The 11,855-nt window shown below is 63.3% G+C and carries 12 protein-coding genes; 4 read left to right on the top strand and 8 right to left on the bottom strand.

The window, feature by feature from the left end; translation table 11 throughout:
* The first annotated feature begins 4 nt into the window (after positions 1-4).
* Positions 5-895, top strand: coding sequence for a 1-aminocyclopropane-1-carboxylate deaminase/D-cysteine desulfhydrase (locus tag Q8X51_RS05475; RefSeq protein WP_407694134.1), 891 nt, complete (start codon positions 5-7; stop codon positions 893-895).
* Here Q8X51_RS05475 and Q8X51_RS05470 read toward each other — a convergent pair.
* From Q8X51_RS05470 to Q8X51_RS05460, 3 genes are all read right to left on the bottom strand, one after another.
* Positions 885-1,442, bottom strand: a complete 558-nt coding sequence (locus Q8X51_RS05470) for a cytochrome b (RefSeq protein ID WP_065924135.1) — start codon at positions 1,440-1,442, stop codon at positions 885-887. The two genes, Q8X51_RS05475 and Q8X51_RS05470, sit on opposite strands and share 11 nt — an antisense overlap.
* A 113-nt stretch (positions 1,443-1,555) precedes the next feature.
* Positions 1,556-2,383: a phosphonoacetaldehyde hydrolase gene (phnX, locus tag Q8X51_RS05465; protein ID WP_407694133.1), complete on the bottom strand. Its 828-nt coding sequence runs from the start codon at positions 2,381-2,383 to the stop codon at positions 1,556-1,558.
* 27 nt (positions 2,384-2,410) lie between these two features.
* Positions 2,411-3,520, bottom strand: coding sequence for a 2-aminoethylphosphonate--pyruvate transaminase (locus Q8X51_RS05460; RefSeq protein WP_323147051.1), 1,110 nt, complete (start codon positions 3,518-3,520; stop codon positions 2,411-2,413).
* 113 nt (positions 3,521-3,633) lie between these two features.
* Between Q8X51_RS05460 and Q8X51_RS05455 the strand changes: the two genes are divergently transcribed.
* Positions 3,634-4,494: a LysR substrate-binding domain-containing protein gene (locus tag Q8X51_RS05455; RefSeq protein ID WP_407694132.1), complete on the top strand. Its 861-nt coding sequence runs from the start codon at positions 3,634-3,636 to the stop codon at positions 4,492-4,494.
* On the opposite strand, the gene Q8X51_RS05450 is transcribed toward Q8X51_RS05455, so the two are convergent.
* The gene (locus tag Q8X51_RS05450; RefSeq protein ID WP_065924131.1) at positions 4,464-5,360 is read right to left on the bottom strand and encodes a LysR substrate-binding domain-containing protein; all 897 of its coding nucleotides are present in this window, start codon (positions 5,358-5,360) and stop codon (positions 4,464-4,466) included. The genes Q8X51_RS05455 and Q8X51_RS05450 overlap by 31 nt on opposite strands.
* Positions 5,361-5,617: 257 nt before the next feature.
* Here Q8X51_RS05450 and Q8X51_RS05445 point away from each other — a divergent pair, with 257 nt between their 5' ends.
* Positions 5,618-6,943: an MFS transporter gene (locus Q8X51_RS05445; protein ID WP_407694131.1), complete on the top strand. Its 1,326-nt coding sequence runs from the start codon at positions 5,618-5,620 to the stop codon at positions 6,941-6,943.
* 109 nt (positions 6,944-7,052) lie between these two features.
* A complete protein-coding gene (locus Q8X51_RS05440; RefSeq protein WP_027606258.1) occupies positions 7,053-7,760 on the top strand; it encodes a YebC/PmpR family DNA-binding transcriptional regulator in 708 nt (235 codons plus the stop codon).
* Positions 7,761-7,987: 227 nt separating this feature from the next.
* Here Q8X51_RS05440 and Q8X51_RS05435 read toward each other — a convergent pair whose 3' ends face one another.
* The 4 genes from Q8X51_RS05435 to Q8X51_RS05420 all read right to left on the bottom strand — a co-directional run bounded on the left by Q8X51_RS05435 (position 7,988) and on the right by Q8X51_RS05420 (position 11,729).
* Positions 7,988-9,292: a protein kinase gene (locus Q8X51_RS05435; protein WP_065948444.1), complete on the bottom strand. Its 1,305-nt coding sequence runs from the start codon at positions 9,290-9,292 to the stop codon at positions 7,988-7,990.
* 39 nt (positions 9,293-9,331) lie between these two features.
* A complete protein-coding gene (gene zapE, locus Q8X51_RS05430) occupies positions 9,332-10,426 on the bottom strand; it encodes a cell division protein ZapE (protein WP_407694130.1) in 1,095 nt (364 codons plus the stop codon).
* A 62-nt stretch (positions 10,427-10,488) separates the two neighbouring features.
* Complete coding sequence (locus tag Q8X51_RS05425; protein WP_407694129.1) at positions 10,489-11,226, bottom strand: anti-sigma factor family protein; 738 nt, start codon at positions 11,224-11,226, stop codon at positions 10,489-10,491.
* On the bottom strand, positions 11,223-11,729 hold the full coding sequence (locus Q8X51_RS05420; RefSeq protein ID WP_027606262.1) for an RNA polymerase sigma factor: 507 nt from the start codon (positions 11,727-11,729) through the stop codon (positions 11,223-11,225). Before Q8X51_RS05420 ends, Q8X51_RS05425 begins: the two co-directional genes overlap by 4 nt.
* Between the last annotated feature and the right edge of the window lie 126 nt (positions 11,730-11,855).

Raw genomic sequence — 11,855 nt, 5'->3', positions numbered from 1 at the left:
CCCGATGGGTCCCTTTGACTGGCTTCCCCACGCTCCTCTTGAAGCCATGCGGCTCGATTGGCTCAATGGCGTCGAGCTGGCCGTGCTGCGCTTGGACCGCATCGACCCGCTGATCAGCGGCAACAAGTGGTTCAAGCTCACCGAACATCTGGCCCAGGCACGACAGGCCGGTGCCTGCGGCGTCATCAGCCTTGGCGGGGCGCACTCCAACCATCTGCACGCGCTGGCAGCGGCGGGCAAGCGCTTTGGTTTTCCCACCGTCGGCCTGTTGCGTGGTCACCCTCAAGACACCCCCACAGTCCTCGATCTGAAAGCCTTTGGCATGCAGTTGCATTGGCTGGGCTATGCCGGCTACCGCGCGCGCCACGCGGAGGATTTCTGGTTGCCGTGGCGCGCGCAATATCCCGATCTTTACCCCGTGCCCGAAGGCGGCGGCGGGTTGGCCGGGGCATTGGGTTGCGGGGTCTTGGTCGAGCAGGCACGCCGGCAATTGAGCACCGTGGGCTGGGCCGATTACGATGCCTGGTGGTTGGCGGCAGGCACCGGTACGACGTTGGCGGGGTTGGCGTTGGCGGAGGCGGGCGCGCATCCGGTGTATGGCGCCATGGCGGTACCGGATGATCATGGTGTGGCACAGAACGTGAGTGCCCTAGTGCAGGGTGGTTATGAATTGCTGGACGCCAGTCGGGGCGGTTTTGCCAAGGTAGATCCGCTGCTACTGGACTTTATCGAGACCGCTGAACAGGCCTGCGGTGTACCGCTGGAACCGCTCTATACCGGCAAGGCGTTGTTGGCGTTGAAGCAGCAGATCGAGGCCGGGCGGTTCGTACCCGGCACTCGCCTGATCTTCGTGCATACCGGCGGCTTGCAGGGCCGCCGAGGGTTTACAGCCTAGCACGCTTACCCGGCATCATCCGCAGCGCCGTGTTATCACGCATCACATAATGATGAAAGATCCCCGCCAACGCATGCAGCCCGATCAGCCAGTAACCGGCTTTGCCGAACCACACATGCCAGCCTTCAATCTCTTTGGCCAGCGCCTTGTTTTCAGCGATCAGTGGCGGCAACTCGATCCCATAGAACATCACCGAATGCCCCTCGGCACTGACGATCAGCCAACCGGCAATCGGCATGCCGATCATCAAGGCGTACAGCGCGAAGTGCATCAGCGTGGCCAGCAGGCTTTGCCATTGCGGCGGGGCGGGGACGATCCTCGGCGCAACCCCCAGGCTGCGCGCGAACAGGCGCAGCCACACCAGCACAAACACGGTGAGGCCGAACATAAAATGCATCTCGACGATCAACGTCCGTGCACCGCTGCCTTTGGGAAACTGTCCGCGTAACTCAATGCAGGCGTAGACCACCGCCAGTAGCACCACCATCAACCAGTGCAGCGCAATCGACATGGTGCTGTAGCGCGTATCGGAATTTTTCCACGGCATCGCTGGGTTCCTCACTCATCAGGGCGAACCTTCGTTCTTTGGCGACGAAGTCCTTTTACTGTAAGCCTGTTTTGCGCGGTTTGCCCGGTGCGATGTCGTTGTCTTGACCTCTATCAGTCGCTTTGCGGCATTTCGCCACGGGCCAGGCGCTGGTTGATGTCGGCGATGACGGCCGGCAGGTCGGTAATGGTATCGATCAGGTAATGGGGGCGGGAGCTTGCGAACATCGCTTCGATGCGCGTGCGTTCGCTGGCCAACGTGGCGCTGTCCAGGGCGCGGAACTGCGCGTAGGTCAGGCCCAGGGCATTGCCGGAGCAGGTCAGGGCCACGGTCCACATCCCGGCGCGGCGGCCTTCGAGGATGCCTGGCACGGTGTCGTCGACCTTGACGCACGCCGCCACATCGTCGATGCCCAGGGCGATCACGTTGGCGAGTGCCTGGGCTGGCCATGGGCGGCCGTTGGGCACTTCGTCGGTGGCGACCACGTGGTCGGCGACGTAGCCGTTGGTGGCGGCCAGGGCGACCACTTTGTCCATGACTTGCTTGGGATAGCCCGAGCAGGAGCCGATCTTGATGCCTCGCCCGCGCAGTTGGCCGATGGTGTCGAGGGCGCCGGGGATCAGCGCCGAGTGTTCGGCGATCTTCTCGATCTGCAACGGCATGAAGCGCTGGTAGATGGCCGTCACGTCGTCATCGGTGGGCGTGCGGCCGAATGCCTGGCGGTAGCGCTCGGCGACTTGCGGCTGGTCGCACAGGGTGCGGATATGGTCCCACTTGCCCATGCCCATCGGGCCACGGGCTTCTTCGATGGATACCTGCACATCGAATTCGGCGAAGGCCTCGACGAAAATCTGCGTGGGGGCGAAGGAGCCGAAGTCGACCACGGTGCCGGCCCAGTCGAGGATGACGGCCTGGAGGGTGTTGGGGTTTTGATAGTTCATGGTTCAGATCCTGTGGGTAAGGGGCAATCAGATGTCCGACACTTCCATTTCTTCCAGCACCTCGGCGATCGCCTTGACCGCTGCGCGCATCCCTTGCGCATCGACATGGCCGATGCAGCCCACGCGGAACGTCTCCACCTCGGTCAATTTGCCCGGGTACAGAATGAACCCCTTGGCCTTGACCCGTTCGTAGAAGTCCTTGAACTGGTAGCGCGGGTCCTGCGGTGCGTGAAAGGTCACGATGATCGGTGCCTGGATCGCCGCCGGCAGGAAGCTGCGCAGGCCCAGTGCGGCCATACCGTCGAGCAAGGCCTGGCAGTTGTCGGCATAGCGTCGGTGGCGCGCGGGCAGGCCGCCTTCTTCCTGGTATTGCAGCAGCGCTTCGTGCAGGGCGGCGACCACATGGGTCGGCGGGGTAAAGCGCCATTGGCCGGTCTTGGTCATGTAGCTGTGCTGGTCGAGCAGGTCCATCGCCAGGGAATGGCAGTTGCCCTGGGCGGTGGCCAGCGCCTGTTTGTTCGCGAAGACGAAGCCCATGCCCGGCACGCCTTCCAGGCACTTACCGGACGCGGCGATCAGTGCGTCGAACGGCACCTCGCGGGCATCGATCGGCAGCGCACCGAAGGAGCTCATGGCGTCGATGATCAGGCGCTTGCCGTGGTGTTTGACGACCTCGGCGATCTGCGGCAGCGGGTTGAGAATGCCGGTGCTGGTTTCGCAGTGGATCAACGCAACGTGGGTGATGGCGCTGTCTACCGTCAGCAGGCGGTCCACATCGGCGGCGGTAGTGGGCTGGTCCTCGGCGGTCTCAAAGGTGCTCAAATCACGGCCGAGCACTTCGCAGATCCTGGCCAGGCGCTTGCCGTAGGCGCCGTTGATCAGCACCAGTACCTTGCCGTCACGCGGGACCAGGGTGCCGATGGCGGCCTCGACCGCAAAGGTGCCGCTGCCTTGCAACGGCACGCAATGGTGGCTGCCTTCGCCGTGGAGGATCGCCAGCAATTGCGCGCAGACGCTGGCAGTGAGTTGGTTGAAGCGGTCATCCCATGAACCCCAGTCCACCATCATGGCCCGGCGGGTGCGGTTCGATGTGGTCAGGGGGCCAGGTGTCAGCAGGATCGGCGCGGCAGTGGTCATCTCAAGTCCTCGCAAGGCATCGGGGGTTGAAGCTACGACGCCTAAATTGCAGTTTGGCTTGTCATCAATCAAATTGTTTGTTGTTATGCGAGCTATCAGTGAGGCCGATAACCATGAACCTGTTCCAACTGCGCGCATTCGATGCCGTGGCCCGTGAGGGCAGTTTTACCCGTGCTGCCGCGCGGCTGTTCATCAGCCAACCGGCGGTGACCGGGCATATCAAGGCCCTGGAGGAGCACTACCAGATCCCGTTGCTGCGTCGCACCGCGCGGCGGGTGGAGTTGACCGAAGAGGGCGCGCGGCTGGCGGCGATCACACGGGCGATCTTTGGCCTGGTGGACGAAGCCCAGACCATGCTGGAGGCCAACCGCCAACTGCTGAGCGGGCGCCTGGAAGTCGCGGCGGACGGCCCGCACCTGGTGATGCCGATGATTGCCAGCCTGCGCGCGCGCTACCCCGGGATTACCGTCAACCTGCGCCTGGGCAATGCCCAGGAAACCCTGGCCGCGCTGTTGTCCGAGCATGCGGATGTGGCGGTGCTCACCGAAGTGGAACCGCGCAACGGTCTGCACCTGCAACCGTTGAGCGAGTCGCGGATGTGCGCATTGGTGCCGGCCAGCCACCCGTGGGCGCAGCAACCCGAGGGTATTCGCCTCGAGCAACTCAACGACATGATCATGGTGCTGCGCGAGCCCAGCTCGATCACCCGGCGTACCTTCGATGAGGCCTGCATGGCCGCGAATGTGCAGCCCAAGGTGCTGCTGGAGCTGGACAGCCGCGAGGCGGTGACCGAAGCCGTCGCCGCTGAGCTGGGGGTGGGCGTGGTCTCGTCCATGGAAGTCAGCCCCGACCCGCGGGTGCAGGCGGTGCCGATTGAGGGCGAGGGGCTGGTCAACCGGCACCTGCTCGGTTGCATGGAGCGGCGGCGCTCGTTGCGCCTGATTCAGGCGTTCTTCGAGTTGGCGCCAGGCTGAAGGCTGTCGCGCACGATCTCCAGGAACGTCGCCACCACCCGGCGTGAACTCTGTTCCTTGAGGCACACCAGGGTTTCTTTCATGCGCTGGCTGCAATCGCGGATGGGCATGGCGTACACCCGCGAGTCGGCGCCGAACTCCGCCGCCGAGACCACGCCCACGCCGATGCCCACCACCACCGCTTCACGGGCGGCCTCACGGCCTTCCACCTGGATGGCCGGGCGAATGCGCAAGCCTGCCTGGCTCATTTCCTGTTCAAGGGTCTGGCGGGTGACCGAGCCGATTTCACGCAATACCAGCGGCGTGTCGTCCAGGTCAGCCAGGCAGATGGACTCGCGTCCGGCCCACGGGTGGTTGCGCGCGACAAAGGCGAGCAATTGGTCGTCGGGCAACGGCAGCGACAGCAGGCGCTCATCGTCGACGTCGCGGCCCAGCAAGGCCAGGTCGGCCTGGTAGTTGTACAGGCGAAACAGCGATTCGTCGGTGTTGCCGGTTTCGATCTTCACGCTGATCCCCGGGTACAGCTGGCAAAACCGCGCGATCTGCGGCAGCACGTGCACGGGGGCATCCACGGCGAGGGTGAGGGTGCCGGTGAGCAGCGCGCGGGAGTCCTGCAACAGTTCCTCGGCTTCGGCTTCGATCACAAACAGGCGCTGGGTGATGCTCAGCAGGCGTTCGCCCAGGTCGGTCAGGCGCACCGAGCGCTTGTTGCGATGAAACAACAGCACGCCGAAGCGCTCTTCGAGTTTGCGCACCTGGTCGGAAATCGCCGGTTGCGTCAGGAACAACCGTTCGGCGGCCTGGGTGAAACTGCCGTGGACGGCGACGGCGTGGAACGCTTTGAGCTGTGCGTGGGACACCGACATCGCGAATCCTCTTACAAGCTGAACTTATATTTGAAATACGATAAATCGATTTTACCTATTAGTCAGCCATTGCTTTGATACGCCTCAGCCCCCGTAGGTTGAGTCCTACAACCTACGGAGCCATGGGCTCCTGAATACCGGACCCATCTGACCAATGCCGCGCTTTCCAAGGCTCGGCATTGCAGTGCTCAACCATAAAAACAACAGGCATTCGCTTCTCGATTCTGCCGGCACACTCACCTGAGGTCAGAACCACCATGAATATCCCTATGGGTAGCATCAAGCGTTGGCGCGTGCAGATTTTCGCTATCACCTGGCTGGCGTACGCCGCATTCTATTTCACTCGCAAAGCGTTTTCCGTGGCCAAGCTGGGGATCGTCGACGACCCGAGTTTCCCCCTCGACAAAATGATGATGGCCAACCTGGATGGCATTTACCTGGCGGCCTATGCCGTCGGGCAGTTCACCTGGGGCATGCTGGCTGACCGCTTCGGGCCGCGTGTCGTGGTGCTCGGCGGGTTACTGATTTCTGCCGCTGCGGCGCTGGTGATGGGCACGTTCGCCACCTTGCCGATCTTTATTAGCTGCATGTTGATCCAGGGCTTGGCGCAGTCCACCGGCTGGTCGGGATTGTGCAAGAACCTCGGCAGTTTCTTCCCGGCGCAGCAGCGCGGGCGAGTGCTGGGGCTATGGAGTTCGTGCTACGCCTTCGGCGGCCTGGTGGCGTCGCCCTTTGCCGGGTGGTGGGCCTACACCCTGATCGGCAGCTGGCATGCGGCGTTTATCTCCAGTGCGGCGGTGGTGGCGTGTGTGGCGCTGCTGTTCTTTCTCTTCCAGCGCAACACGCCGCAGGATGTGGGCTTGCCCGCCGTGGAGCCGGAGCCGCTGTTGAGCGCCGAGGAGGCCGCCGCCGAGAAGCGCATCAGCGTGCTGGAACCGCTGCGGGCGATCCTGCGTAACCGCACTGTCTTGACCCTGGGGCTGGCGTACTTCCTGCTGAAACCGGCGCGCTACGCGATCCTGTTGTGGGGGCCGGTGATTGTGTATGAGCAAATGCCCTCGGTCGGCAAGGTCGGCGCGGCCATCGTGCCGACGGCGTTCGAACTGGCCGGTTTGCTGGGACCAGTGCTGATCGGGCTGGCGTCCGACAAACTGTTCGGCGCCCGCCGCATGCCGGCCTGCGTGCTCAGCCTGTTGGCCCTGACCGTGGCCCTGGCGCTGTTCATGGGCGCACTGCACACCGGCAGCGTGCTGCTGGTGATGGCGTTGCTGTTTGTGATGGGCCTGACCCTCTACGGGCCGGACTCGATGATCAGCAGCACCGCCGCCATCGACTTCGGCACCGCCAAGGCGGGGGCGACGGCCGCAGGCTTTGTGAACGGTTGCGGTTCGGTGGGGGCGATCCTCGGCGGGTTGCTGCCGGGTTACTTCGATACGGTGACGGTGTTTATCGTGTTTGCCGGTGCCGCGCTGTTTTCCTCGCTGGTGCTGATGCCCTACTGGAACGCCAGGCCGGCCGTGCTGGCCCAGGTCGGGGATTTCGTGCCGGACTGCCGTGCGGCGATCAAACCCTTGCGAACCTGAGGGGTATGGCCGGTTTTTTGGTGGATCAGAGCGTTTTTGCCCTATAAACTCTGCCCCCAAAGCGCCGGCCAGTAGACGTTTCGGCGCGATGTATAGAAGAGAGTGAGTCATGGGCGCACAGTGGAAAGTCAAACATAAAGAAGCGGCATCCAATGCCAAGGGCAAGATCTTCGGCAAGCTGGTGAAAGAAATCACCATCGCCGCCCGCAACGGTGCCGACACCGCGACCAACGCCCACCTGCGTCTGGTGGTGGAACAGGCCAAAAAGGCCTCGATGCCCAAGGAAACCCTGGAACGCGCGATCAAGAAGGGCGCCGGTCTGCTCGGTGAAACCGTGCAATACCACCGCGTGACCTACGAAGGGTTCGCCCCGCACCAGGTACCGTTGATCGTCGAGTGCGTGACCGACAACATCAACCGCACCGTGGCGGAAATCCGCGTGGCGTTCCGCAAGGGGCAGCTGGGTGCTTCCGGCTCCGTGGCCTGGGATTTCAACCATGTCGGCCTGATCGAAGCCTCGCCGGACACCCCGGATGCCGATGCGGAAATGGCCGCGATCGAAGCCGGTGCGCAGGACTTTGAAGACGGCGAAGAGGAAGGCACCACCCTGTTCATCACCGAGACCACCGACCTGGACGCCGTGCAAAAAGCCCTGCCGGAACAGGGGTTCACCGTGCTGTCGGCCAAGTTGGGCTACATCTCGAAGAACCCGGTAAGTGGCCTGACCGATGAGCAGATGGCTGAAGTCGAAGCCTTCCTCGAAGGCTTGGACAACCACGACGACGTGCAGGATATGTTCGTCGGACTGGCGGGCTGATTTATCCGCTGAAGAAACGCATTCAAAATGTGGGAGGGGGCAAGCCTTAATGCCAGTCAGTTAAGGCTTTTTGTAGGAGCGAGCTTGCTCGCGAAAAACTCACAGGCGCCGCGCTCATTCAGGAAGCACGCGTTATCGTTGACGTTTTTCGCGAGCAAGCTCGCTCCTACAGGAGGCGATGTACGCTTAACTGACTGGCATTAGGGCAAGCCCCCTCCCACAGTTGCTTAGTGGTGTTGGATGGATTGCAGCAAGGCGTTGATTTCTTCGAAGCTCGGCCGTGCCAACACGTCGGGCTGGCAACAGCTTTTCTGCAACGCTACCAGCGCCTCGTCAATCAACCCCGCTTCAACCCGCTCCAGCAATTCCCCCAGCAACACCCCGAACGCGCGCACTTCAATGCGTTGCAAGGCTCGTGTTTCCAAGGTGTCTGCCTTGGCATGGAACGACGCCGCGCCAAAGTCCCCGAGCAAACAATCTCCCGCTTCATTCCACAGGATATTGTGCCCGTACAGGTCGCCATGGGTGATGCCGTGCCGGTGCAGATGCGCGGCCACGGAGGCGATGCCCCGGGCCATGCGCAAGGCTACGTCGAGGCTGAAGCGGGTGGCGGGGTCGTAGACATCGCGGGTGCACGAGGCCAGGCTCGGCAGGGCGGCGAGGTTGCGGTAGCTCGGGTCGATCAGGTCCATGACCAACGCGGCCTGGTCCTCGGGGGCACCCACCACGCGGCCTTGCACCTTGATCAGGTTAGGGTGCAACCCGGCGGCGATGCAGGCCTGCATTTCGTGCAGCGGCGAGCCGTCGCTGGTGATCGTGCCTTTGTACAGCTTGACGGCGACGGGCTTGGCCGTGGGTGTCCACAGGGCCTTGCGAATAACCCCCGAGGCACCTTCGCCCAGCACCTCGGACAGTTCCAGTTCCGTCCAGGGAATAGCCGCTGTCGCGTCATCCGCCACCCCATCCACGGTCATTTCCACCGGGTTGCCCGCATAGGCCAGCCACGTCAGGCTCGGCAGCGTCAACAGCCACTCGGGCAAGCGTGTGAGGCGGTTGGAGGCAATGCGGATCAGCTCCAGATTGCTGCAGTTGGCCAGGCTCTGCGGCAACTGCGTCAGTTGGTTCCCGGCGAGCATCAGTTTCTGCAGCAGCGGCCGCTCGCCCAACTCGCAGGGGAGCTGGCTGATGCAGTTATCGGTGAGGATCAGCCAGCGCAGCAACGGCGGCAGCGCGGCGGCGGGCACGTGGCTGATCTGGTTGGCCTTGAAGCCGATCATGCTCAGTTTGGCGCATTGGCCCAGGCATTCCGGCAGTTCGGTAAAGGCGTTGTCCGAGCAGAACAGCACGCGCAGGTGCGGCAGGCGGTGCAGGTCGTCGGGCAGGCGGCTCAGGGCATTGCCGCTGAGGTTGAGGATTTCCAGAGAGTCGGCCAGCCCGAAGATTTCCTCAGGGAATTCGGTGAGCCCGCAGGACAGGTCCAGGCGCGTAATGCCGGCCAAGTGGCCGGCCTTGAGTTGGGCGAGGGTATTCATGAACGGCGCGATCACTCGGCAAGGGGGCGTAAATGGCGCTCATGATACCGGGTCGCGCGCCCGTTGCGGGTTGGCCTGTTGCAATTGGTTCAGGCGACTGGCGGTGCGCGCCAGGTCGATGGCCTGGCCGCTCATGGCCTGTGCCAGCGGTTGTTCGCCGATCAGGACCAGATGCTTGTCCTTGTCGTAAAGCACGTCCACCAAGTTGATAAAACGTTGTTGCACGGCGATCGGGCACTCTGCCAGGTGGGGCAGGCCGTCGATGACCCAGTGATCGAACGCCTCGCACAGCAACAGGTAGTCCATCACCGCCGTCAGCTGTTCGCACAGATCGTTGAAGGTGAATACGATGGTGCGTGCATGATGCTGGCGGCAGATCAATGTGCGGTTGCCCACCGTCAGCGTCTGCGTCGGGCCGCCGCTGACAGGCAGGCCGAGCGCCGCACGCTGGGCCTGCGTGCCCGGCCACAGGTAACAACCGGTGGTAAAGCGTTGCGCGGCATGGGCCTGGGGCAGGCTGCGAAAGTCCTCGGGCGAACTGACTTCCAGCACGTCCATACGCGCGGCAATCAAGTCGATCACCGGCTTGAAACGCTCGTGGTACAGCGGGTTGGGCAACAGCCCTTCGGGTGGATAGTTGGAGGTGACCAGCACCCACACGCCACGCTGGAACAGGGCCTTGAACAGCCGGGTAATCAGCATGGCATCGCCGATGTCGTGCACGTGGAACTCGTCGAAACACAGCACGCGGCAGCCGTCGAGCAGTTCGTCCAGGGTCATGGCCAAGGCATCGTCCGTCGCCTGGTGCGTGAACATACCGCGGTGCAGTCGGGCGAAAAACTCATGGAAATGCACGCGTTGCTTTTCGGCGATGGGCAGCGCCTGGAAGAAACCGTCCAGCAGCCAGCTTTTGCCGCGCCCCACCGGGCCGTGCAGGTACAGGCTGCGGGTCGGCTGGCTGGCGAGCAGGTGCCGGGTCTGGCGCGCCATCGCGTCGATGGCCTGGGCTTGGCCAGCACTGAGGGTGTAACCCAGTTGTCGGGTTTTGTCCTGAAAGAACGTCTGGATGGGCATGTCGTCCAGTATGTCGGTTTTTTTACCGAGCAAACGACGGATAAGGGGGAGCACGGCCAATGCGAGTCACTCTGTAGTGCGGTGGTCGCTTACTTTAGGGCGCCGCTGGCGATTTGACCAATCTAGAACGGCTGCAGGGGCGGCGTCGGCTGGTCCGTCGGGCTGACCACCGCATAGTTGTAGCCGCCGCCGGACCAGTATTGCGCTTGCAACCCATCCGCCGTGCGCTCGCCACGGGGCAGGAAACCGTTGTCCGGGCCCGGTGGGCGGATGTAGAAGCTGATGCGCCGACCTTGTGCGTCCTGGTACAGCACCATGGCGGCGGCGCCTTGATCGGTGGTGAGCAGTCGCCCGCTGACGGGCGTGAAGCCCGCTTGGCTCAAGTCCGGCAGGCGATGGGCTTGATTGAAGTAGCGGTCGAGCCACGCCTGCATCGTGCCGCGGTCCTGGCCGTTATAGTCGGCGGGCATGATGCCCTCCTGGGCAAACAGGCGGAACGCTTGCATCGCATCGGCCATCGGCAGCAGCGGCGGTTGCGTGGCTTCACGGGCCTGCCAGCCGCCGAGGCCACCGAGGCTGACGGCCATCAGCAGCACTGCGGCGGTGGCAAAGCGGCGGCGCGCCTGGTGCTTGAGGCGCTGGCGAATCAGTGCCGGGTCCAGCGCCGGGTTAGCCGGTTGTTGCAGGGCGCCGCTCAAGGACGCGCGCAGCAATTGCGCGTCCTGTTGCCACGCCTGCACTTGGGCCGCGACCTCGGGGTGGGCGGCCAGATAGGTTTCGAGCACGCGGCGATCACTGTCCAGGAGTTGATGATCGACGTAGGCATGCAGGTCGCGTTCGCTGGGGGGCAGGCTGATCATTTGAGTATCCGCAGGGAAGGGCTGGCGATGTCGCCATCGCTGAGTTGACGCAACGCTTGGCGCGCCCGGGACAGGCGCGACATCACGGTGCCGATCGGCACCTCGAGTATTTGCGCGACTTCCTTGTAGCTCAAGCCCTCCACCGACACCCACAACAGCAGTGCGCGTTGTTCGGTGTTGAGTTGGTCGAAGGCTTGCAGGGTCGCTTGGGCGATGACGGTGCGCTCCACCGACGGCTGCGCATCATCGCGGCCGGTAAAGAATTCCAGCATGCGTGCATAGCGCCGGGTGCGGCGGTGGGCATCGAGGAACTGCCGGTAGAGGATCGAGAACAGCCAGGCGCGCAAATCGCCCTCGATGCGTTTGTCGGCCCAACGGGTGATCGCCCGCTCCAGGGTCGCCTGCACCAGGTCGTCGGCACTGCTGGCGTTACGGGTCAGGGACACAGCGAAACGCCGCAGCCTGGGGATGAGTTCACGTAACGGTTCGTCGAGTTCATGCATGGGTGTCTGGCTGGTCACTACGCTGGGACTAGAGAGACGTCCGGCGTGAACGGTTATTCCCGGCCGTGGAAAATAAATCCAGGGCCTGGGAATAGAGCGGATCGGCGTTCGTCTTAATGCTCCGAC

The organism is Pseudomonas sp. Yb2C2 (assembly GCF_052112325.1).
Taxonomy (GTDB): Bacteria; Pseudomonadota; Gammaproteobacteria; order Pseudomonadales; family Pseudomonadaceae; genus Aquipseudomonas; species Aquipseudomonas marginalis.
This window is presented reverse-complemented; position numbering and strand designations above follow the sequence as displayed.